The organism is Fusicatenibacter sp. (assembly GCF_977045365.1).
This window is the reverse complement of record NZ_CDRRUH010000051.1, coordinates 1-24,265: the sequence shown is the minus strand read 5'-3', so window position 1 is coordinate 24,265 and position 24,265 is coordinate 1. Positions and strand designations below refer to the sequence as shown.

The 24,265-nt window shown below is 48.3% G+C and carries 17 protein-coding genes and 1 pseudogene; 2 read left to right on the top strand and 16 right to left on the bottom strand.

Annotated features, from left to right (window positions below; genetic code table 11):
• Positions 1 to 102: 102 nt before the first annotated feature.
• From ACY2VW_RS11040 to ACY2VW_RS11000, 9 genes are all read right to left on the bottom strand, one after another.
• On the bottom strand, positions 103 to 324 hold the full coding sequence (locus ACY2VW_RS11040; protein ID WP_461878111.1) for an IS4/Tn5 family transposase DNA-binding protein: 222 nt from the start codon (positions 322 to 324) through the stop codon (positions 103 to 105).
• A 237-nt stretch (positions 325 to 561) separates the two neighbouring features.
• Entirely contained in the window at positions 562 to 3,492 is a 2,931-nt protein-coding gene (locus tag ACY2VW_RS11035; protein WP_461878110.1) for a YfhO family protein, read from the bottom strand.
• Entirely contained in the window at positions 3,489 to 4,580 is a 1,092-nt protein-coding gene (locus ACY2VW_RS11030) for a glycosyltransferase family 2 protein (RefSeq protein WP_461878109.1), read from the bottom strand. The genes ACY2VW_RS11035 and ACY2VW_RS11030 overlap by 4 nt, the downstream gene beginning before the upstream one ends.
• Positions 4,581 to 4,629: 49 nt before the next feature.
• Complete coding sequence (locus ACY2VW_RS11025; protein ID WP_461878108.1) at positions 4,630 to 6,345, bottom strand: sensor histidine kinase; 1,716 nt, start codon at positions 6,343 to 6,345, stop codon at positions 4,630 to 4,632.
• Entirely contained in the window at positions 6,317 to 7,024 is a 708-nt protein-coding gene (locus ACY2VW_RS11020) for a response regulator transcription factor (protein WP_461878107.1), read from the bottom strand. The genes ACY2VW_RS11025 and ACY2VW_RS11020 overlap by 29 nt, the downstream gene beginning before the upstream one ends.
• Before the next feature lie 249 nt (positions 7,025 to 7,273).
• Positions 7,274 to 8,995: a putative ABC transporter permease subunit gene (locus tag ACY2VW_RS11015; protein WP_461878106.1), complete on the bottom strand. Its 1,722-nt coding sequence runs from the start codon at positions 8,993 to 8,995 to the stop codon at positions 7,274 to 7,276.
• Positions 8,988 to 9,713: an ABC transporter ATP-binding protein gene (locus tag ACY2VW_RS11010; RefSeq protein ID WP_055221955.1), complete on the bottom strand. Its 726-nt coding sequence runs from the start codon at positions 9,711 to 9,713 to the stop codon at positions 8,988 to 8,990. The genes ACY2VW_RS11015 and ACY2VW_RS11010 overlap by 8 nt, the downstream gene beginning before the upstream one ends.
• A gap of 380 nt (positions 9,714 to 10,093) precedes the next feature.
• On the bottom strand, positions 10,094 to 11,401 hold the full coding sequence (locus ACY2VW_RS11005; protein WP_461878105.1) for an alpha-L-fucosidase: 1,308 nt from the start codon (positions 11,399 to 11,401) through the stop codon (positions 10,094 to 10,096).
• Positions 11,402 to 11,521: 120 nt separating this feature from the next.
• Complete coding sequence (locus ACY2VW_RS11000) at positions 11,522 to 12,892, bottom strand: MATE family efflux transporter (protein WP_461878104.1); 1,371 nt, start codon at positions 12,890 to 12,892, stop codon at positions 11,522 to 11,524.
• Positions 12,893 to 13,153: 261 nt separating this feature from the next.
• Between ACY2VW_RS11000 and ACY2VW_RS10995 the strand changes: the two genes are divergently transcribed.
• A complete protein-coding gene (locus ACY2VW_RS10995; protein ID WP_195997481.1) occupies positions 13,154 to 13,390 on the top strand; it encodes a type II toxin-antitoxin system prevent-host-death family antitoxin in 237 nt (78 codons plus the stop codon).
• The gene (locus ACY2VW_RS10990) at positions 13,374 to 13,781 is read left to right on the top strand and encodes a type II toxin-antitoxin system VapC family toxin (RefSeq protein WP_461878103.1); all 408 of its coding nucleotides are present in this window, start codon (positions 13,374 to 13,376) and stop codon (positions 13,779 to 13,781) included. The genes ACY2VW_RS10995 and ACY2VW_RS10990 overlap by 17 nt, the downstream gene beginning before the upstream one ends.
• A gap of 259 nt (positions 13,782 to 14,040) precedes the next feature.
• Here the strand turns inward: ACY2VW_RS10990 and bglX are convergent, their stop codons facing one another.
• From bglX to ACY2VW_RS10955, 7 genes and pseudogenes are all read right to left on the bottom strand, one after another.
• A complete protein-coding gene (gene bglX, locus ACY2VW_RS10985) occupies positions 14,041 to 16,278 on the bottom strand; it encodes a beta-glucosidase BglX (RefSeq protein WP_461878112.1) in 2,238 nt (745 codons plus the stop codon).
• A gap of 331 nt (positions 16,279 to 16,609) precedes the next feature.
• Positions 16,610 to 18,205, bottom strand: coding sequence for a response regulator transcription factor (locus tag ACY2VW_RS10980; RefSeq protein ID WP_461878102.1), 1,596 nt, complete (start codon positions 18,203 to 18,205; stop codon positions 16,610 to 16,612).
• A complete protein-coding gene (locus ACY2VW_RS10975; protein ID WP_461878101.1) occupies positions 18,183 to 19,925 on the bottom strand; it encodes a cache domain-containing sensor histidine kinase in 1,743 nt (580 codons plus the stop codon). The genes ACY2VW_RS10980 and ACY2VW_RS10975 overlap by 23 nt, the downstream gene beginning before the upstream one ends.
• A gap of 193 nt (positions 19,926 to 20,118) precedes the next feature.
• Entirely contained in the window at positions 20,119 to 21,021 is a 903-nt protein-coding gene (locus ACY2VW_RS10970) for a carbohydrate ABC transporter permease (RefSeq protein ID WP_461878100.1), read from the bottom strand.
• A gap of 12 nt (positions 21,022 to 21,033) precedes the next feature.
• On the bottom strand, positions 21,034 to 21,972 hold the full coding sequence (locus tag ACY2VW_RS10965; protein ID WP_461878099.1) for an ABC transporter permease: 939 nt from the start codon (positions 21,970 to 21,972) through the stop codon (positions 21,034 to 21,036).
• A 151-nt stretch (positions 21,973 to 22,123) separates the two neighbouring features.
• Entirely contained in the window at positions 22,124 to 23,635 is a 1,512-nt protein-coding gene (locus ACY2VW_RS10960; protein WP_443792416.1) for an ABC transporter substrate-binding protein, read from the bottom strand.
• Between the two features lie 206 nt (positions 23,636 to 23,841).
• A pseudogene (locus ACY2VW_RS10955) lies at positions 23,842 to 24,265 on the bottom strand (ABC transporter permease); the annotation flags it as partial.

The following is a 24,265-nucleotide window of genomic DNA, read 5'->3' as shown; positions in this document are numbered from 1 at the left end:
AAAGGTGTCCTTTTTGGTTGTTTATCCAGAAAAAACAGTAATTTTTCTTTCAATAAGGGAATTCCCCATTCTGCTGGATGCGCTCTCGGCAAAACGGGGATATTATTTTCTAAAAGCGAAATCTCTGTCTTTGGATATCTCGCTATTACTAAAGAAACGGTATGCCGCTTTGGCAGAACTTCTGGAGCCGGTAGCTGCCCAAGTAGATTTTCCGGGCGATGCTGCAAAAGCGTCTATGATCTTGAAGAAACGTGACTTCAAACGCTGGTCAGTAAAATTTATGTCCACAAACTCTTCTTGCCAGTTCTTGTATTCCGCCGTCATTTGGATCTCCCCTTTTTCTTTAGTATAACATGGGAACATATAAATATCTATGATTACTTATGGGTCAAGTTAAGAGCTGAAGCAAGGGGTTTTACGACGCATTGGATAATTGAAAAAAGCGCAAAACCTCGAGGGAACAGCACTTCCCTCAAAATTTCACGCTTCTGATAAGCCGGCTTTTCTTATTCTTTCTTTCCTTCTGTTGTTCCGTATCGATTTCATGCCGGAACAGCCTTATTATAACGGATTCGATGGCCTTTTTGCAAGCTTTTTTTCACAGATCACAACCGCCAGCGTCAGGAAAAATCCCATCAAGCTGCACCACATTCCCGCAGTCCATCCCGGTGCATGGTACTCGAGGACGATCTGATGCTCACCCGCCGGGATTCTGGCACCGAGGAAGGATGTGTTGGCGCGGAACAGGTTTGTTTTCCGTCCATCCACTTTCAGTACAAAGTTTTCATCGTATGGAATGCTGGTGATGAGATATCCGTCTTTTTCCACGGAAACTACACCCGAGATGCCGTCACCGCCATATGTCTTTGTTGTTCCTCCAATTAACGTAAGTTTCTGCTGATACAGCCGTTCCACCTTTTCCAGCGGCTGCGCTGTGCCAGTCCAGGCCCCCAGATTTTTCAATATATAATGGCCTTTTCCCAGCCGAAGGGATGCCGTTCCGTCTTCCCGCATCGTGACAAGATAATGGAACTCTGTATTCTCATTCGCATACGTATGGTTGATGCCGGTCAGGCGGTTGGTCTGGCCGTTGATGCGGACGAACATGTCATGGCTGGCTTTTTGATTATCGACATCGAAGGAAACAGCAAGCAGCGTTGCTCCTTCCGCTGCATCTGGTAACTGCGCTGAAACAGTTACGGATTTCTTCGCCTCAATCTCATAGCCATCTGCTGTTTTCTGAATGCACAGACCTTCCTGATCGGTCTCCGGGATTTCAAGTTCTGTCTTCTGGAAGCGGCTGTGAAACAGGGATTTTATGGAATCACGGTTCGTATTTGAATCGGCAGTTTCTCTGGAGCCGTCCGCGGATTCTGCCAGCCTTTCCTGATCCGGGACCACTGCGGTTGTCTCCAGGAGTTCCTGATTCTGCGGATAGCCGAGAGACTCGTATTCTGACTCCGAAACCACCTGATCTGTCACATAGGCAATCGGCGCGGCGGATTCTGCCCGGTAAACCCGGAATTCGCCGTAATCGCGATACAGTTCGTACCCTTCCGGCTGTGTCTGCGCCAGAATGTATTTCACACCCATGAGCCGCCAGAACAGCGGATCATCAGAAACAGTCTGCATCATGCGGTTGCGGAAGGCTTCGTTGATGCCGTATGTCTCGTCCCGGAAATTCTTATATTCTGCATTGTACGCCGAGGAATAAATCGTCGAGATATTCTGCCCGATATCCCAGATCCGGTTGACGTTCGCAAGGTTCTGCGCACCGTCGCCGTACTGCTCGATGCGGTACCAGCCGGGATCTTCCGCGCGGATTTCACGGATTGCAGATGCAATTTTTTCGTCCGTCAGGGATGCATACGTTTCGTATGGGATCATCACGTTTCTTTCCTGGTTGATTGCTTTTCCCGCAAAGATGAGAATAACAGCACTGAAGACGAGCGGCAGGAACGGAAGGTTCCGGCCCCGAAACAGTTTCTTTGCCGGGAACCAGCGCCATACCAGATAACACGCCGTCACACAGATTATATCCAGCATGCCGAGATGCCAGTACTGTTCAAAATACGTTTCCTGTCTGGCGTTCCACATCAGGAACAGCACGATGAGATACGGCAGGAATTCCCGCAGTTCTGCCATGGCTTTCCGCGCAAATCTGGCATCAACCCGGGTTTTTCCACACTCCCGTTTCCGGGCAAGCTGGTTTTCCACATAAAGTGCGGCTTCTGCACAGAGAACCGGGAGGAATGGAATGAATACTTTATCTTTGCTGTACAGGCCTCCGTTCAAAAGATAGCTAAACAACGGGATGCAGAAAAACACCAGAAGAAACAAAGACAGCAGTTTCTCACGAAACCGGCTTTTTCCAAGTACCCGTCCAAAAAGGGCTGATGCGGCAAATGCTGAGAGACCGATGCCGTACGGTGTATAGCAGAGACGCAGAATCAGAAACTGCGGTTTCCACATCGCCGGGTCGGTAAAGAGTCCTGCGATTCCGCCCTCTGCGCTGCCGCGTCCGCCGCCGCTGCTGCCGAACAGTGCCGCGGCCGCTGGAATCAGCAGAATACATGAAAGCAGGATTGCTGCCAAAACCGGAAATGCAAAACGGATTGCTGCGCGGAAAAAATCCAGAACTGCCCTTGCAGTATCACTGCGTCCGGCAGCTTTTTCACATGCCTTCTGATTTTTCCCTGCTGCACCATTTTTCTCCCGCATCCCACTTCGCTTTTCTTCTTCTGCCGCATCCGAAGTATTTTCCGCATAGCATTTGAAATACTCCGTCACCGCATACGCCGTAAGCGCAAGCAGTCCGCCGACAGAAAAATAAAAGCTGGTCAGGATCATGCCGAGAATGGCAAGGATCAGCAGTCCGCTTTTTTTCTTCTGAAAATGGCGGTCTACGCCTATCAGTGCCAGAAGGAGAAACGGCATGTAGTTGACAAACATGAGCTGATTATAGGAATGATACAGAAGTGCGGTAGAACCCGTAAAGAAAAGTGAGGCAAAAAGACAGGTGCCGTAATGCAGTCCCTTTTTGCGGAGCCACAGATAAAAGAGCGCCGCGTCCGCCGCATACAGCACGGCGGAAGAACCCATCACCCAGAGATCCATTGGGATGAAGGGGAAACAGCAGGATAACAGTACAACGGGACTGAACAGTCCGTAATATGCAAAATTGTAAATATTCTGTCCTCCGCCCAGGTTCCAGGCGAACTCAGGGAAGAGGTTTCCGGTGGCGTAAAACCGTTTTCGGAAGTAATCGGCGAGTGTGCTGTGCTGGCTGATCCAGTCGATGGAAGAGCCGAATACGCCGTAACGCAGAACGAACAGCCAGCACAGGAACAGAGCGAAGAGAAACAGACCTGCGGCAGTCCAATCCTTTCGAAAGAGGCTTTTCACGAAAAATTTTGTCCGTTTTTCTGACTGCCGCTCCTTTTTCTGTACTTTCTTCGGACCTTTCGTTTCTTTTAATTTCACATTTTTCATGCCCGGATTTCTCCTCTTTCAGAAGCATGGTGCCTGCCCGCATACTCTGGAAAATACACGTTTTTCTTTTCTGGCGTATGTGTATCTCTTCTTCTCTTTGCAGCACTCTCCTGCTTTTTCACCGGCTGCACGCTGTGTGCTTTGGCCAGTTCTTCGCTTGTCTCTTTTAAGAGATAGATCGGACGGTGCTTTGTCTCAAGATACGTTTTGGAAAGATAAACGCCCACGATTCCGGTGCAGAAAAGCTGTACGCCGCTCACCATGAAAATAATACATGCCATAGACGGCCAGCCCGCAACGGGATCGCCGAACAGCAGAGTCCGTACGACAATGAATGCGATCAGAATCATGGAAATCATACAGAACAGCACGCCCATCACCGAAGCGAGGGACAGCGGGGCCACGGAAAAACCGGTGATACCGTCGATCGAGTACGCGAGGAGTTTTCGAAGCGGCCACTTTGATGTTCCGGCGCAGCGGTCCTCGTGTTCGAACTCCAGCCATTCCGTGTGAAAGCCGACCCATCCGAAAATACCCTTCGAGAAACGATTGTATTCGCTCATTTCCAGCACGGCATCGACCATTTTGCGGCTCATCAGGCGGTAGTCCCGCGCGCCGCTCACGATCTCTGTTTTGGAAAGGCGGTTGATCACACCGTAAAAGGCGTTCGAGAGAAAAGATTTTATTTTTCCCTCGCCCTCCCGCGAGCTGCGGCGGGCTGCCACGCAGTCGCAGGTGCCGCTCTGAAGCATCTCGTACATCTTTGGAAGAAGGGACGGCGGATCCTGGAGATCAACATCCATCACGGTTACGTAATCGCCTTTGGCCGCCTGCAGTCCGGCGTACATGGCTGCCTCTTTTCCGAAATTTCTCGAAAACGAGAGGTAACGGCAGCGTGCATCTTTTCCTGCAAGCTGGCGCATCTCGAACAGGCTGTGATCCTTTGAGCCGTCATCGACAAAGATCAGCTCAAACTGGACTTTCTGCAGTTCCTGCATTTCGTCCATCTGCTGCGTCATCGCCTCATAGTAGACGGGTATTGCTTCTTCCTCGTTATAACACGGTATGATAATACTGATTGTTTCCATTGTTTTTTCCTCCCCTGTTCTGTCTCGTTCTTCAGTCAGTCAGATCATTTTATTCTCCCTCAGATTCAGACTCCCCATCTGCCTCCGGGAAATGCAGGATTACTTTGAACAGATCGCCGTCTGTCGCAAGTTCCATGCGGCCGCCCATGTTGGCGGTGTAGCTCGATGCAATCGCAAGGCCAAGGCCGTGGCCCTCGCTCGTCCGTGACTCGTCGCCGCGCACGAAGCGTTCCATCATTTCTTCCGCTTTAAAATTCATTTCGTAGGCGGAAATGTTTTTCATCGTTACGAAGATTTCTCCGTTTTCTTTTCCGGCATCGATGTAGACGCGTGTGCCCTCCAGGCTGTATTTCAGAATGTTTTCAACGAGATTCTGCACGACGCGGTACATTTTTCCATTATCCCCAAGGAACGGCAGCGGCTCTTCGCCGAGCGCTGTGCGGAATGACAGACCGCTCTGCGCGATCGCATCATCCATGTCGGCGAGGGTCTGTTCGAGCAGGCGCTTCATGTCCATTCGTTCCATCTGGAATTTTTCGGTTCCGCTTGTCGATTTGGAGAGTTCGAAGAGGCTCTGGATCATCTCTTTTAGCTGCTCCTGTTTGGCGGAAATGACTTCGACGTAATCCTGCGCCGCCGGGGTCAGGTCTTCTTTTTTCAGGAGATCGGTGTAGCCGACCATGGAGGTGAGCGGTGTTTTCAGATCGTGCGATACGTTGGTGATCAGGTCGATTTTCAGGCGTTCGGCCTGCATCTGTTTTTCTACGCTTTTCTGCATGGCGCTCTCGATGTTTTCCAGTTCTGCGAAGGCCGGGTACAGCAGGGATTTTTCGGAAATTTCATCCATCCGGCTTTCCATGCTGCCCTCTGCCATGGTGTGAATCTGTTCCAGTAAAAGTCCCATTTCGCGGTTTAGGCGGCTGCGGTAGGTTTTCCAGGCGAAGAGGATCAGAATCAGCACGGTCGTGCCGATGGTGATGGCAAAGAGCGGCTCATTGTCCCAGCCGTCTGCGAGTCCGAAGAGCATGGTGACTGCGAGCAGCAGTTCCAGGATCATTGCAATACGGAACGGCCATTTGCTCTTGGCTGCGAGCTGTTTTTCCAGGCTGGTGCGGGCTTTGTAGTGCTCAATTTCGCGGAAAATGAAGAAGGATTCTTTCAGTTTCTTTTCCGTGTATCGGTTCAGAAGAATTCCGACGCAGAAAAGGAAAATGCCGCATATAAGGAAGTACAGAACGCCTGTCTGCACACATCCTGCTGCGTTGTGCCATGTGCCCGCGAGGCTGTAGCTGATGTAGCTGTGCTGGAATGGTCTTACCCACCAGGAAAGGGCGATACCTCCGATCAGGATCAGGAGTTCGTTCGGCAGTTTTTCGGATTTTTTCAGGAAGAGCTGCTCTTTTTCGATTTCGACGGCGGCTCTGGCTTCGAACTGCATTTGTCTTATTTTTGCGTTCTCATCTTCTTCTGATTCGGATGGATCTGTATTTTCTTCGGATGTTTTCGTTGGATTCATAACCGGGCTCCAGGTGTTTTTCCAGTGTTTCCATACGATACCGATCACTGCGGCTATGCTTACTGCACCGATGACGGTTGCTCCCACGCCGATGCCCCAGTCGATGCTGCGCCAGAAGCCCCAGGCAAATTCATCGCCCCATTTCCGCAGGAGTTTTCCACACAGGATGAGGACCATGCCAAGGTCGAGGAGCATCCAGGTCAGGATGCGTTTTTCTGTTTCAGTCAATTTTTTCGATTTTGTATCCAATTCCCCATACCACCTTTAAATATTTTGGATTTTTTGGCGTGATCTCGATTTTTTCTCGGATACGCCGGATGTGTACCATGACGGTATTTTCTACGCTGTAGGCGTCTTCCTGCCAGACCTGGCTGTAGATTTCTTCGGCCGGGAATACGTAACCGGGGTGCTCCATGAGGAGTTCCATGATTTTGTATTCGGTTGCAGTCAGGCGGACGGGTTCGCCGTCGACGAGAAGTTCTTTGGTGTTTCGGTTCAGGAGCAGGCCGCCGTTTTTGAGGATGTCCTGATTCTGAGTTGTTCCGCCTGCGGCTCCGAGTGAAAAGTAGCGGCGGAGCTGGGATTTGACGCGGGCCATGAGTTCGGCGGTGTTGTATGGTTTGGTGACGTAGTCGTCGGCGCCCATGGAGAGGCCGATGACTTTGTCGCTCTCTTCGGTTTTGGCGGAGAGCATGATAATTGGGATGTTGTTTTTTTCTCTTATTTTCATTAAGGCGGAGAGGCCGTTCATTTTGGGCATCATGACGTCGAGGAGGATCAGATGGATCTGGTCTGTCATGAGGATATCGAGGGCTTCCATTCCGTTGTAGGCTTTTTTGACGGTGTAGCCTTCCAGTTCTAATAGTTTGCCGAGTGAGCGGACGATTTCGCGGTCGTCGTCTACGACTAATATGTTGTATTGGTTCATGTTATTTTTCCCCTCTTGGTTCTATGGTGTTTATGATAGCAGAGAAAACGGAGATTCTTTGGATAAAAAACTGACATTTTTCTTAAGAAATGACGGACGGGCAAATGTGCAAACGGACGGGCGCAGCGGATTGCGAATATCCGCTTTGACTTTACAGGAAAATTCTGTAAATCAAAAAACTCTACCTCTTTAGCGAAGGCAGAGTTTTCTATTAGTAGCTTATCATGCATTTCCATACATGCCAATTTTTTATGCGCTTTCCAGACATTCAATCACTTGAACTCCCCATTTAAAAAGGGCGGTTCGCATGGCGAAGGTCAGGACTGCGGTAAGCAGAATCATCACGATCGTGGTGATGTGAATGTTGAGGTGAAGTTTTCCGTACAGCAGGTAACCGGCTCCGATCAGGATCGCGCCGACGGCGAGGTCGATGAGGACGGAGATCATGGCGCGGTTGTTGGATTTTATGGCGGCGGTTTCGTTTTCCCAGTTTAGTTTCGGAAATGCAAGGTCAAAAAGGAGCTGTTCGTAGTTGACGAACAAGGTAAATAAAACCGTGATCGCTGTGGTGTAAAGAAGGGTCGCCGGGTGCAGACCGAAGACGACCGCGATGATGTTGAAGGCCAGGGCGTACGGCAAAGTGCCAAGGAGGCTGATCAGGATGCCGCTTACCAGCATGGCACGGATCTGATCATGATAGCTCATCGGAATGCATTTCATGTAAATGTATTCGCTGCCTTTTCGGGACATCGCTGTGGCGGAGATCATGCAGAACATGGACATCATGACGGCGATTCCGGCGGCGGTAAGAACAGCAATTGCAACGGGCAGTTCCCCTTTCAGGAGGCGGAATATAGTGCCATCGGCAACAAGCCGGTTCCAAAGGCCGGTGGTTTTAGCCATGCCAAGGCTGGAAATGATTGAAATGAGGGCAATACCAAGCATGAAGACCGGCCAGATGAGAGGCATCAGAACACAATTCATGAACCAGGCCGGTGTGCGGTACAGTTTTTTCCATTCAATCATCGCGTAGGTGCGGACCGGATTTTTGCTTTTGACGGTTCGGGTCACTTCTTCTTTGGATAAAATGCGTTTTTCGCTGGTGGTCTCGCTCATGCCGAGGACAGCCGGAAGGTAGATTTTCCAGGCGAGGGCGAAAAAGGCAGCAAGGATGACGGCGGTTGTAGCGATGTAGAGTATCATTTTGAGAAACGATGCATCTGCAAGACTTCCGGTCATCAGAGGCAGGTTCGGAAAGATGGTCCGAAAGGCGCGCAGAGTGCCTTTCTGGCTTTCCATCAGGTTCATGATATCCTGCATATCAAAGTTTCCGATACTGCGTGAAAATACGTTGATGCCGATCGCAAAAATCAGAGATGCGGCGAATCCAAGGTAGCTTAAAAAGTCTTTGTTTCGAATATTTTTGAACAGGCGCATCACAAGCATCGTCAGGACTGCGGCGTAAACGAGCGGCACAACCGGAAAAATAAGGCAGGCGAGGATCATATTGATCCAGTAAAGAATACCCATTTTTGCGCTGATGCCATAGCCTAAAAGAAACGGAAGGAACAGCAGCACAATAAGGTAGTATTCGTTCAGCAGGCAGCAGAAGCCTTTCGCACCGACAATCTGCACCGGGGTAAACGGCAGCGGCAAAAGCTTTACAAGATCAGAATCCATGTAATACTCGCTCAGAAACAGCGGCAGGCCATAGAAGAAAATGACCATCATGCCGATGGCGCAGACGAATTCGATCAGCAGGGTTTCCAGACCGAGCGGCTGCAGGAAGGTATAGCCGGAATATCCCAAAAGAAACAGTAAGACCGATACGGGAAGGAGGCAGACGCCAAGCAGAAGGTAGACAACGATACGTCCTCCGTCCGAAAATGCTTTCTTTTTTCCGCTCTTCTGATTGCTTTTTCCTGGTCCGCTTTTCAGAAGGAAACGGGTGAGAATCCATAAATTACGCATGTTCGGTGATCTCCAAAAAGATATTTTCAAGCGTCTGATCCGGATAGGCCGCTTTTAATTCTTCCAGGGTACCCAGGTATACCTGGCGGCCGTGATGGATGATGGCGATGCGGTCGCAGAGTTTTTCCGCTACTTCCAGCACATGGGTGGAAAACAGCACGGCGTTTCCGGCATCGGCGTGTTCACGCATCATCTGTTTGAGCTCGTGCGCGGAGCGTGGGTCAAGGCCGGTCAGCGGCTCATCGAGAATCCAGACCGGCGGCTTGTGGATCAGTGCGCCCATCACCATGATTTTCTGACGCATGCCATGCGAGTAGCTCATGATACGGCTCGAAAGGTTCTCTTCCATCTCAAAGCGTTTTGCGGTTTCTTCGATAAAACGCTGACGCTCTTCCGTTCCGACACCGTAGATATCTGCCATAAAATTCAGATATTCAATTCCCCTGACGCGAAGAAACGCATCCGGGTCGTCGGGCACAAAACCGAACTGGCGCTTGGCTTCGAGCGGATCCTTCTGGATATCTTTTCCATTGATTTCAATCGTTCCCTCGGACGGTGCCAGGATGCCGGTGATCATTTTTAATGTTGTCGTTTTCCCGGCTCCGTTTGGGCCGATAAATCCGGTGATCTTTCCATCTTCGATATCCCAGGAAAGATCATCGACGGCTTTTTTGCTTCCATCGCCGTAAATTTTGCTGACGTGGTTCAGACGAATCATGTTTTATTCCCCCTCTTTTTTTCTTGTAAAACGAAACTGTGATTCTCTTGCTTCGTTTCTAAAAACAGACTGCCCTTTTCTCACTCCGAAAGCTCTTATCCTTCCCTGCGCAGGAAAAGGAGTCAGGCGGATCTTCGCAATCCGCTTCGCTACTTGCTTGATTCGGTTAAATTTCGAAGCACGGACTGTGATCTTGTGTTTTTTTCAGTATGCATTCTTCTGCCAGAACTGTCAATCAGCGGAACGAAAAATACAGAATTTTGTAAGAACTTGTAAGACTTTTAGAGCGTGTCTGAAAAAAAAGATACCGCAAAGTGAAGCCTGCAGATTGCGGAAATGCTTTTTCAGACACGCTCCAGAATCAAATCCGATTTTACCCTCTATTTTTTCAGAATCACATCGATGACTGTATCGACTCCATCCGGCAGTACCGGGTCTTCGCCGAGATCGGCGAATGCCATGGTCGGATAATCGCTGTGTACCCAGCTTGTGGAGACCGGGATTTCCGCTCCGGTTGCGACGTAGCGGATTGCCTGGATTTCTTCTTTTTTCACACCGGGCAGAGGCAGCGGCCCAACGGTATTTTCATAAACATGGAAATACAGATGGTTTCCGCGGCGCGTCACACGGCCGAAGTCCGGTTTTTCAATACCGGCTTTTCCGCAGCCGTAAATGCTCTCGCCGTTTTTCTTCATCCATGTTCCAATCTCCGCCAGCCGTTCGATTGACTCCTCCGGGATATTTCCTTTTGCATCCGGGCCGACGTTCAAAAGCAGGTTTCCACCCTTTGATACGCACTCGACCAGCTTTTTGATCAGCATCGGCGCCGGTTTGAAGAAGTGGTCGTTGGCACAGTAGCCCCAGTGATTGTTCATCGTGACGCAGGATTCCCAGGCGATATCGTTTCCATTCACATCCTGGATGCCGTTCGGCGGAATCATCTGCTCTGGGCTCACAAAGTCGCCGTGGTACGGGGTCGGATTTCCGGCCGCCAGAGAACCGTAGCCCTCTCCGCTCACCTCGAGGCGGTTGTCGATGATGACATCCGGCTGGAGATTTCGCACCATGTTGATCAGCTCCGTTGCTTTCCATGCTTCGCCGCGCAGCGTATCGTAAGAGAAGTCAAACCACAGCACATCGAGCTTTCCGTAGTTTGTACAGATCTCGCGCACCTGATTGTGCATGTAGGTCAGGTAACGGTCGAAATCGCGGTCATCGTTTTTGTATGCCGGGTTGTTCCGCATCGGGTGGTTTCGGTCGCCATAGTGCGGAAAATCGTCGTGGAACCAGTCGAGCAGTGAGAAATATAAGCCGACCTTCAGCCCCTCTGCGCGGACGGCCTCAACGTACTCTGCCACGAGGTCGCGGCCGCATTTCGTGCTGGTGGATTTGAAATCGGTATACTTGCTGTCAAACAGGCAGAAACCGTCGTGATGCTTGGCAGTCAGAACCATGTATTTCATGCCGGCCTCTTTCGCCGCTTTTGCCCATTTCCGCGGCTCGAAATCAACGGGATTGAACTCCTCGAAATATTTCATGTAATCTTCTTTTGGAATCTGTTCGATACTCCGCACCCATTCTCCGCGCGCCGAGATGGCATAAAGTCCCCAGTGGATAAACATGCCGAAACGCGCATCACGGTACCACTCCATCCGCCTTTCATAGGCTTCTCTGTCAAATTTGTACATCGTTTTGCTTCCTCCTGTTTCATTTTATATTGGTAATGATTCAGAGTACCATTTCGCATGGCTCTGAATCGTTACGTCAAGCGGATATTCGCAATCCGCTTCGCTGCTTGCTTGATTCGGTTAAATCTTGATTTTCACCCATTTTCCCTGTTTGAAACGGATCGTCGCAAAGATAAACCGGGACATCTGATCCGCCAGCACACCGAACCAGATTCCGACGATGCCAAGACCCAGCGTGTAACCGCCAAGATACGAAACGATCGTACGAATAAACGTAACGCTGATCATGGATGCAACTGCCGTATAAAGCGTATCTCCCGCACCGCGCAGGCATCCCATGTAAATAACCTGACAGATCTGGAAAATGACGACGAAGATAATGACATGGATGATGCTGACACCGATTTCAATGATATGCTGTTCTTCGAAAAACAGGCTGTACAGCCATCTTCCGCCGAAAAGATAAATGGCAACGAGGCATACTGCGATGCCCGCGCCGATCAGACGGCACGTTCTGCCGTACTCTTTCGCGAGATCCGGCTTTTTTGCGCCGAGGCTCCGGCCGATCAGTGCAACCGCTGCGGACTGGAGTCCGTCACCGAACGCAAACGAAAGCGACATAATATTCATACCGACCTGATGTGCCGCCATCGCATCGGTGCCCTGTTTGGCCGCCATGATCGCCGTCATCATAAAACCGATGCGCATGAAAACCTGCTCGAAAAACACACTGTAGCCGACTTTAATCAGGCTGCTGAATGCTGTAAACGTCGGTTTGATTTTATACTTCAGAATATAGCTGATATTCAGAAATCCGTCTTTCTTCGTGATGGAAAGGATACTCATCACACATCCGACAACCGTTCCTGTAACGGTTGCCAGCGCCGCACCCTGAATACCAAGCGCCGGGAATCCGAAATGGCCGTTAATCAGAAGATAATTCAGAATAATATTAATCGTATTCGATGTTACATTCGTGCGCATCGTGATTTTTGTATTTCCCGCACCGCGCTGTGCCGAGTTGATCCCCATCTGGATACAGTTAAAAATCATACCGCCCATGATGATACGGAAATATGTTACTGCGCCGTTATGCGTCTCCGCCGTTGAGCCGCACAGATGGATGATCGGACTTGCAAACGCCACAAATCCAACACTGAATGCAGCTGCCGTAAGAACAATAAATACAAGCGAAGTCACCAGAGTCTCATTCGCCGCACCCTGCCTCTGCTCTCCGCGCCGCCGCGCAACAAGAGCCGAAATCGATACATTCAGCGCAAAGAAAAACGCCAGACCCAGCAGCTTCGGCTGTGTCGTCAGACCGACCGCCGCAACTGCGTAAGAGCCAAGCGAGCTTACCATCAGCGAATCCACAAGACCTGCAAATGCAATAAAAAATGACTCCACGATCGCCGGCCACGCCATGTTGACGGCGGTCTGGAATGTGTCTTTGTGGTATTTACCCTGCAATTTGTTTCCTAAGTACCCCATTTCTTTTCCTCTCTTTCGTTCCAATACCAATTTCTATTTTACTTTGTTTTAACAGAAGGGTCAATACGGTACCGGCAGAAAAAACAACCATTACCGTTCACCATTGCCCCATCAGCTGCAACAAAAGCAGCCCTCATGGATAAGTTTCACTTCACAAAAGGATGGCTGTTCAGGTGCGTAAAAAAATGGGCGGATAGATTTTTTTCTTGATAAAATAGCTAATATTTTATATAATAGTATTAGCTAAAAGGAGGTGTTTTTATGATTACTGCAACTGCTACTGAAATGCAAAATAACTTCGGCCGCTATCTGACTCTTATCATGAACGGCCAGGAAATCATTATCACCAAAAACGGCCGGGAAGTAGGACGTTTTATCCCAAAGGATTCCGCCGCCTCTTATCTGACAGACTCTCTCACCGGCATTTTAAAAGAAGACTACGATCTGGATGATGCAAAACTGGAAAGGTTGAGGGAAAAGTATGATTCTGCTGATTGATGCAAATATTCTTCTGGATGTGCTGATGAACCGCCAGGATTTTGTGAAAGACTCTTCTATGATCTGGAAGCTTTGTGAGACGAATCAGGCAAAGGGATATATTTCCGCACTGACCTTTGCTAACCTGATGTATATTATGCGAAAGCAGCTGGATCCCGAAACCATTGAAAAGCTCCTGGTTCAATTAAAGTTTATCTTTGACTTTACAGATTTTGGTGTATCGGATCTGCAGCGAGCTGCAGAGATGAAATGGACTGATTTTGAAGATGCCGTCCAGAGTGCTACGGCTGAACGGCTTCATGCGGATTTTATTATAACACGGAATGTAAAAGATTTTCGGAGCAGTAAAATCATGGCACTCACACCAACGGAATTTCTTGCAAGAATTTAATCGAATCAAGCAAGTCCTGATAAGCTGCGAATATCCGCCTGACACAACAGAAAAAAGCCAGCCGCAAAAGCAAATTTCTTTTCGATTTTCGCTTCTTGTGGCTGGCTTTTCTTTTATTTTTTCCGTAACGATTCAGACCCCCATCTTACTTCCGCTACGCTACATCCCAATCTTGCTTCTTATGATATTGGTATCAAAAGTTTTTTTGACCCCTTTGATACCAGATTGCTACGTGCTTTGCACTCCCGCAATCATCTTCTTATTTTTTCAGCACAAACTCTGCCTTATTCTCCGTCGTGCTGTCGCTTCCGATGAAGACTTCGAAAGCACCGTTTTCGCTTTCTACACGCTCATTTTCCGTCAGGAAGCGAAGCTCTTCTTCTGTGATTTTGAAAATGACTTCGGTTTCTTCTCCCGGCTGAAGGGTTACCTTGCAAAAATCTTTCAGCTCTTTTACCGGGCGTACCACGGATGCGGCTACGTCGTGGATGTAAAGCTGTACGGTCTCGGTTCCCGCTGTATCGCCGGTGTTTTTCACGGTTACGGAGGCTTTGATCTCATCTTCCATGCCAAGCTCTGCCTTGTCCAGTTTCACATCTGAAATTGCAAAGCTGGTGTAGCCAAGGCCATATCCGAACGGGAACAGTGGTGCGTTCGGGATGTCGAGGTATTTGGAACGGAAACGGTCTTTGTCCTTGCCCGGCACGTGCGGTCTTCCGGTAGAATACTCGTTGTAGTGAACCGGCACCTGGCCTACAGAGTACGGGAAGCTCATGGTCAGCTTGCCGCTTGGAGCGTATGCACCGAAAACAACGTCGGCGATTGCATTGGCACCTTCGGTACCCGGCATCCATACTTCCAGAACGGCTTTCGCTTTCGATACGACATCGCGCAGGTCGAGCGGACGGCCGTTGAAGAGGACAACGACAACGTTTTCATTGACCTCCGAAACGCGCTCAAGCAGTCTCTGCTGGATTTCCGGAATGCGGATGTTCGCGTTGCTGGTTGCCTCGCCGGACTGCAGACGGTCCTCGCCGATCGCAAGAACGACAACGTCGGCCTCTTTTGCTGCGTTTACAGCCTCAAGAAGCATTGCCTCCTCTTCCTCCGGTGTATGGGACTGCTCCATCGCCTCGCCGAAGCCCTCCAGACGAATGTCGGAGCCGAGCATCGGGGAACCTGCATGGAAGCTCATGTTTGCCGTATCTGCCTGCGCTTTTACGGCCTCTTCCAGATTTGTCACATCCTTTGCATCTCCGATGAAGGACCAGGAGCCCATCAGGTTTCTGCTGTGGACATACGGTCCGACCCAGGCAATTTTTTTCTCCTTGCCAAGCGGCAGAATCTTCTCTTCGTTTTTCAGCAGGACAAACGATTTTCTTGCGGCTTCTCTTGCCAGATCGCGGTGCTCTTTGCAGAGAATGACCTCTTTTTCTTTCGTCTCATCTGCGTCTTTATACGGATTTTCAAACAGTCCCAGTTTGTTCTTCAGTTCCAGGATACGCATGCAGGACTCGTCGATCAGATCCTCTGAAATCTTGCCCTCTCTTACCAGACGGCACAGGTTTTCGCAGTAAATACCTGTCATCATATCGATATCGACGCCTGCCTCGGCGGAGCGGACAGCTGCCTCCTCGCGGTCTGCGCAGTAGCCGTGGTAAATAATCTCCTCGATCGCTGCCCAGTCGGAAATCAGAACGCCGTCAAATCCCATCTCGTCACGCAGAATGCCGCGCATCAGCTTCTTGTTTCCGGTTGCTGGAACACCGTTTACCGTATTAAAGGAAGTCATTACCATCGCTGCGCCTGCATCGATGCCGGCTTTATAGGACGGCAGATAGAAGTCACGGAAGGTATGCTCGGAAAGCTCTACGGTATTGTAGTCTCTTCCTGCTGTCGGAGCGCCATAGCCTGCGAAATGTTTCACACAGGAAGCAATTTTGTACGGCTCCTTCAGATCGTCTCCCTGGAATCCGCGCACCATTCCGGCACAGAACAGACCGTTCAGATACGGATCCTCACCGGTAGACTCCATGACACGGCCCCATCTTGCATCGCGAACCAGGTCGGTCATCGGTGCGAAGGTTACGTGAAGGCCGGAAACGGCTGCCTCTTTTGCAGCAACTGCCGCACACTTTTCGGACAGCTCCGGTTCAAACGTTGCGCCCTGTCCCAGCGGAATCGGGAAAATGGTCTTGAAGCCGTTGATGACATCCATCATGAACAGCATCGGGATATGATGCGGGTGCTGCTCCACGAAATTCTTCTGGATTTCCTTTAATGTTTCTGCGCCCATGGTACCCAGAACAGAACCGGAAAGCGCTACATTTTCCGGTGTAAAGCCTTTATCTGCCATCGGTCCCATCGCCGTGATGTCCATATCTTTATTGAAAAAGGCACCCACCACCTGGCTCATCTGGTTTACTTTTTCTTCCAGCGTCATGTCGGCCAGAAGCTCTTTTAATTTCTGCTCAGTCATTTTTTCCTCCATTGATATATTGCTGCATTTGTGTGGAGCGCTCTCCGGGTTTTCTCAGAGAGTCTATGGAGTGGGAGATGCTGCCAGGGGACACGTTTCATTTCCTGCATAATTATTTGTATATCCATAGTCATGGCTCCTATTATTGATAGCTTCTTTAATATGCCAACCTGAGAATCGTATTTAATACTCTCTTTGCAGTCACCTGAAGTTCCACTCTCGTAATCGGATATCCAGCTTCCTTATAAAGCTACTTTTCCAACTGAAATTTTACCACATCTGATCCGAAAAAATATCCCCTGGTCTGACCTTTTTCTTTCACTATTCTGACCTGTTTACTGCTGTTTTGTTATCGTTCTCCAAAGCTTCTTCTGTATTCCAGCGGCGCGTATCCCGTATTATCCTTAAACATCTTCGTAAAGTACGAGAAATTACTGTACCCCACATACAGCGACACCGTATTAATCGGCAGTGAACTCTGTGTCAGAAGCTTTTTTGCCTCCTCCACCCGCTTTTGAATAATATAATTGCTGATCGAAATACCCTTTTCTTTTTTAAAAATCCGGGACAGATAATCGGTATTCAAAAAGACAAGCTCCCCAAGCTCCTCCCGGTGAATTTCCTCCCGGTAATGTGCATCAATATAGGCGCATACCTGGCTCGTAACGGAATCTGATTTGTTGATGTACTGTCTGTACTGCACTGCTTTCCGAACCAGTACCCCGGCATATTCCATCATCTCTTCTCTTCCGTAAAGAGAATTCCGATGCAGATTTTCCATATCCGCATCGGCAAACAGCGCGTACGCCTTGATCTCCCGTTCCGAAAGCCATGCATATGCCACCTGGGTCAGATCGGTACGGAGCGCTACCAGCAATTCTCTGGTAATCATGCCTTCTCGTTCCGTCCGGTCAAGGTATTTCTGCAGCCGTTCCAGCAGCTCCTCCGGTTTTTCCTCCGAAAGCAGAGCTTTCCACAAATCCAGCTCCTTATTTTCGTAGCTGGTCTGCGGAGCCCGAAATTCGTTCAGAAACAGCACCTCATTCCGCACGGAAAGGCTTCCCTCCCGCATTTTTTGAAGATTCCGGCTCTGCTTTTGCATCCCCAGTACAGATTCCCACTGTCCGACACCGCACCACAGCTCCGGATAGATTTTTTCATTCATCCATGCAACAAATTGCCGCAGAATTTCACAGTCCCGTCCGCCGTCCTGCGGAAATGCTTTTTCCCTTGACTGTGTAACAATCCAGTAGATGCCCGGTTCCTGGTAAAAAACAGTATCTACCGTGATATCCGTTTCCTCATACAGTTCCGACAGCACATTTTCGATCACAAATTCCATGGTCGCCGTATCCCAAATTTCCCGCTTATTGCTCTTTATTTCCGGCATCAGACAAATCGGCCGGAAATAGTGTCCCGGTCCGTATGGAAGCTGACGCTGTGCTGCCGTTTCACAGAATTTTTCCTCGGAGAAGCCGTTTTTCAGCACCTTTTTCCAGATATCCTGCTGCAGAATTTTTCTGTTTTGATTCCACTTGATGCTTTCCTGTCTCAGATCCTGTATTTTCTTTTCTTTCACAACAGATTCCGCCGCACGCTGTACGGCCCCCTTCAGCTTTTCAAAATCAATGGGCTTCAGCAGATAATCGACACTGTTCAGCTGGATCGCTCTTCTGGCATAGTCAAACTCCGCATAGCTTGTCAGGAATATGACCTGGACCTTCAGCTCCTCTTTCCTGATCCACTCCACAAAGTCGAATCCCGTTCCGCCCGGCATCACGATATCGCTGATTACAATATCAATGTCCACCATTTCCATGATGTTCTTCGCCTGCTGTACGGAAAACGCAGTGTACACCTCGCTCACCCCGGTTTCTGTAAAATCGAGATTTCTTTTAATACTTTCAATCACGTACTCTTCATCATCCACGAGCAATAGTTTCATGTTCTTCTCCCCCTGTCTTGTATGGAATATGGATATCTACAATCGCTCCCCCGAGCGGGCTGTTATCGAAATGAATCTCTCCTCTATCACCATAATAATAATGGAATCGTTTCAGGCAGTTTTCAATCCCGATATGCTTTCCATGCTCGGAAATATCCTCCCCTGCTTTCAGGCTTTGCAGCGTCTCCTCCGGGAAACCGTTTCCGGTGTCCGAAATATAAATGTTGACATACTTTTCTTCGCTGCGGTCCTCCGGGTAAACCGTCACGGAAATCAGCGGAACCGTCTCCAGCGTCAGGGCATGTTTTGCTGCATTCTCTACAAACACCTGAATCAGAAACGGGAAGATTACCGCGTCTTTCACTTCTTCATGGACTTCAAAATAATAGGTGAATTTTTCCGGATAGCGCAGCAGCAGAATTTTGAGGTAATTTTCGCAGTGGTTCATCTCTGCCGTCACCGGCACCATCTCGCATGTATTGCGGAAAATATAGGCGAGATAATCGGACGTAATACGGCTCATCGACTTTGCATGGTCGTACTGTCCGAAGTCAATCATGCTGTAAATAAAGTTCAGACAGTTCATGTAAAAATGCGGACGGATCTGGATTTTCAGGTAATCCATCTCGATTTTCTGTTTTTCCAGTTCCTGCTCATACAGCGTGATCTTCAGACGTCGAATCTGGTGAATCATGTTTCGGAATTTATCGTCAATCTGCTCCAGCTCTACCAGATTTCCTTCCGACATCTGATAGGTCAAATCCCCATTGTCATATTTTTGAAGATTTTCCGTAAACATAGCGACCGGCTTCAGGATTCTTGTTTTCAGATGGAACAGCAACACGGAACCGGCAATCACCATCAGAAATGCAACGCCGAAAAGGGCAAACACATTTCCCGTCATCAGATTTAAGACTCCCGTCCAGGAGATTTTAATCCGGATTTCAAACGGTGACTGTGAAAGCTCCTGCCGGAAGGTATAATTTCCGGTATCAAGCTTCGAACTGTCCGTTACGATTCCTTTTTCCGTCAGTGTTCCGATGCTTTTTCCGTTCTGGTCAACGAGACTGACATAGCCGCTCTTCCCAAGAGACAGCTCAGAGAACGGTTCCAAAATCGTCTTCAGATTGACGTAGCAGCCGAGTCCGACGCCCTGACTCTGTGCTACCTTAAGCATATAAACCTCATCGCCCTGTTGCATCACGGTCCATTTTTTCTTGACTGCATACGTCTGCTGGGACAGACTCTTGATCTGGCGCTTCAGCGCTTCCTGCAGATTCGGATCAATGGCATAAAACCCGTCGGAGGAAATGCTCAGCTGATATAAGCTCTCATCCTTCTTCGTATAGAGAAAAACATTGTAATCCGTTCCAAAATCCCACGCTGCAGATATATATTTCTTTCGCAGCTGTGTGATGACATATTCCTCATACTGATCCTTCTCCATCAGACCCATATATTTCCAGAAAGCAGAATCCGGGTTGTATCTGTCCATTACGGTCGAAAACAGATTTCGGCTGATTCGAAAAAAACGGTTGTCCAGCTCATCCGTATACAGCTTTGAAACCTCTTCCAGCTGCTCATATACCTGCCGCTGCGTCCGGTTCAGAGTAATCATGCTCCCAGCCAGAAAAAGCAGCATCATACTCAGCAGGCCGATCAAAAGATAACGCCCCTGCTGCGCCAGTGTTGTTTTTTTCCTCTGTTTTGAAATACGCATGAAGTTTCCTCCTTTTTCTGTTTCGATACGCTCGGAATCTTTCCATGTTTGATTTTACGAACTGATCTTCTTTACTGACTATTATCATACAGCAGAAAAACAGTACACCTCATGTTTTCATAAGTCTGTACTGTTTTTCTGCTGTATGTCGGAAACACAAACGTGTTTCTCTTTTTTCATTTCCGCATGGGAATCATCCTTTTACCGCACCAAGTGTAATACCTTCTGCGAAATATTTCTGAAGGAACGGATAGATGATAAACAACGGCAGCATGGCAATAAATGCGATTGCCATACGGATGGAGGTTGTCGGCAGCTTTGCCACCTCCGCGCCGATATTTCCGGTTACTTTTCCGCTTGACAGATACTGAATATCGGTGATCATCTGGTTCAGCAGGTTCTGGATGCTGTAAAGCTTCTGACCGTCATTTCCTGATAAATAATATAAACCATTTGTCCAGTCATTCCAATAGCCAAGTGCGGAAAACAGTCCCATTGTTACCAGAATCGGTTTTCCAAGCGGAAGGGTAATGCTGGTAAAAATTTTCATGTGTCCGGCACCATCGATCTTGGCTGCCTCGAACAGCGCGTCCGGGATACTGGTGTTAAAGTAGCTTCGGATCATCAGCACGTTGTTTGCGCTTAACAGAAGACCCGGAATAATCAATGCACCGAGCGTATTTTTGATATGGAAATAATTTACATACATCAAGTAGGTCGGCACCAGTCCGCCGTTGAACAGCATCGTGAAGAATACGAAAAAGGTAATTGCTCTGCGGTATGGCAGTCCTTTCACCGAGAGCGGATACGCCAAAAGAGAAGACATGGCAAGGTTTACAGCGGTACCGACGATGGTTACCAAAATGGTGATTCCGTATGCTCTCAGGATTTTCTCGCCCTGACGGATGATATAGGAGTACGCATAGAAGCTGAATTGCTCCGGGAAGAACGAATATCCGTTGCGGATCAGTGTGTTTTCATCGGTCAGTGAGGAAATAAATACGAGTACAAACGGCAGTACAATGGATAAGGTAATCAGAATGAGTACTACATTAATCCAGAACTGGAAATGTTTTGCTTTTTTTGAATTTATCATACTTCCATCCTCCTAGAATAATGCCTGGTCTTTGTCTACTTTACGGACAATCCAGTTGCTCAACATCACGACACAGAAGCCTACCAGAGACTGGTATACACCGGCTGCAGATGACATACTGATATTTCCCTGTTCAATCAGGGCACGGTATACATAGGTATCGATAACGTTTGTGGTCGAGACCAGAACACCGGAGTTCATCGGTACCTGATAGAACAGACCGAAATCGGAATAGAAAATTCTTCCGATGCTGAGGAGCAGCAGCGTAATGATAGTCGGAACCAGGCTCGGCAGTGTGATTTTTGTGATCTCCTGCCATTTGCTTGCTCCGTCCAGCCTTGCAGCCTCATAGAAGGAAGGATCAATACCGATCAGGGATGCGATATAAATCAGGCATCCGTATCCTACGCCCTTCCAGCAGTTCGCGATAATCAGGATCGCCGGCCAGTATTTCGGTTTCTGGTACCACTGAATCGGATCCATGTGGAACAACGGAAGGATGGAGTTGTTGACAAGACCATTTTCCGCACTCAGAAGCGCATATACGATGTAGCTTAAGATAACCATGGACATCAGGAACGGAAGAAGAATCGCGCTCTGATATAGCTTTTTGAGCTTTATGTTTTTTACCTCCGTAATCAGAATCGCAATGGCAATTCCGATTACCATGTTTACAAGAATAAATGCAACGTTATACAACAGCGTATTTCTTGTAATAATCCATGCATCCCTGGAAGCAAACAGGAACTTGAAGTTTTTAAGTCCTGCCCATGGGCTTGCCCAGATACCTTTTGCAAAGTTCAGCTTTTTAAACGCAATCACCATACCGGCCATTGGAATATAGTTGTTAATCAGCAGATACAGAAGTGCCGGAAGCATCATCAGATAAAGCGGCCAGTATTCCTTCAGCGCGTTTTTCTTTTTTCCTTTTTTAACCTCTGCTTTTTTCATAAAGCGTGTCTCCTTTTATGAGGGCTGTTTTTTCAGGTTCTTTCACAGAGAAAGCTCCACATCTTTTGGAGGTAAGAGTGGAGCCTTCGGTTACTGTATCACACCGGATTTTCTTCCGCCCCGGTCGTGTTCTTTTTACAAATTATGGTGCCTATTTCTCTGCAAGAAATGCATCCAGCTGCTCCTGCTTTGCAGCAATGACATCATCGATTCCCGCATCATCCAGTGCCTCAAGGAACTGCGGAAGCAGTTCGTCCGGATCTCCGGAGCCGCTGCTAAGTGCGCCGCTGTACTGGCTGATTACGTTGTTCAGAGCTGCTACCTGATCCACATATTCACTATTGTCAAAGACAAATCCCAGCGCTTTCGACTTAATACCGGAAGCGTTGAATTCTTCCATTTTTTCCCAGAGCTGCGGGTCAGATCCATCCCATTTGTATGCGATAAACTGGTTCGGAAGCTCCCATCCGCAGTTGTAGCTGTAGCCTACGTTGTCTGCTGTTACGCCGTCCGGGTAGTTGATGATTCCGTTTTCTTCATCTTCTACTACGTAGTCGACTCCCTCTTCGCCCCAGTTCAGAAGGTTCATGACTTCCGGGCTGCCATAGATGTAATCGAGAACCTGAATTGCTTTTTCCGGATTCTCGGAGTTCTGTGCTATAGAATAAATAACTGAGCCGTAAGCGGATGAGTTGATGATCTGCTCATCATAGAACGGTACAATTTCAAACTCATATCCTGTAGAGCTCTGGAACTCAACCGGGGTACCCGGATGATAAGCATAGAACAGGGAGAACACGTTTCCTGCTTTGCATACGGTTCTCCAGCTTTCTGTGTTTGTTCCGGCATCCTTGCTGATATAGCCTTTCTGATACCAGTCATACAGCATGCTTGCGGTATCTTTGAACCAGTCTGTTGCAAAGTAGTTTTCTACGGTTGTGCTGTTGGTCTGATCCATCAGAACGCCGGTGTTGTTATCGCCGAGTCCATCACCGCGGAACAGACGTCCCATAGGCGTATCACCGCCGTTGCAGGAGTACAGCATAGTCATATCAGGCTCGCCTGCCTGTACGATCTCAAATACTTTCTCCATATCCTTCGGCTCTTTGATTTCATCGGTATTGATGTTATATTTCTCTACCAGGTCTTTTCTCATGAAAATAGCCGGAATGCTGCCTCGCTCGATCTGACCTGGAACGCCATAGACAAATCCGCCAACCTGATTGGTTTTTGCAATATCCTCGCCATAGATATCTTTCAGGTTTGTGCCGTATTTGTCAATCAGTTCAGACATATCCATGATCTGTCCGGAGTGCATGTACTGTACAGCTGTTGTTGCACTTGTGTACAGAAGATCAATTTTCTCATCACCGGAAAGCATCAGCTGTAACTGCTGAGATGCGCTTGCCCACGGAAGAACAACGATATCGAGCTTTGCGTTCAGCTCCGGCTCCAGAATCTCGTTGATTTTTTCTTCAATTCTCTCTTCATCCGGCTGTGTAGTTCCCTGCAGTACCATAGTTACGGTGTACGGCTCGCCTTTTTCCTCTGTCTTTGCTGTACTTCCGGAAGCTGCGGAGGAACCGGATCCTGTGCTTCCGCATGCTGCCATGGAAAATACCATAGCTGCTGCAAGAATGCCTGCTAACACTTTTTTCTTCATACTTTTTCTCCTTTTCACGTATCGTGTTGCGTGACCTTTGATGGTTGAATTATAGCAGGATTTTGACTTGCAACTCTATAACTGATTTGACATCGGAATATCACTCTTCTGACCTTTGTGTCCCATAAAACGAAAAAATGGCCTCTCCTCCACCTGTTTTGTGAAGGAAAAGCCATTTTCTGTCGGTATTCACTGTTGGAAGATTCTTATGCCTTCATCCTTCTTGACCAGCTCTTTATAGCGAATGGCATACATAGAATACCAATCCAGACAGGAATTGTAATAAGTAGATATGGTGACCAGATAAGCTTCCCAAAAATACGAAAAGTATTCGTTCTGAAAATATCTGTTGAACTTCCTGCCAATGGTATTAAATCCAATGCTTTTTGCATTTCATAAGGAAGATATTCTGCAATCATCATTGGTCCATATACAACAGCCAGACTAAGCAGTAAGGTAAGTACATTATTTTTTACAGCCGCTGATATAAACATAACAATTCCGGCAAAACCTATTGCTCCAAGCAGTACAAAAGCATATTCATAAATTTCTGTCTGCAGCATATTCATAGGTGCAACAGCAATCAGCTTGATATTCTGAATCGGCATATCCCATCCGGCAGTTCCCATA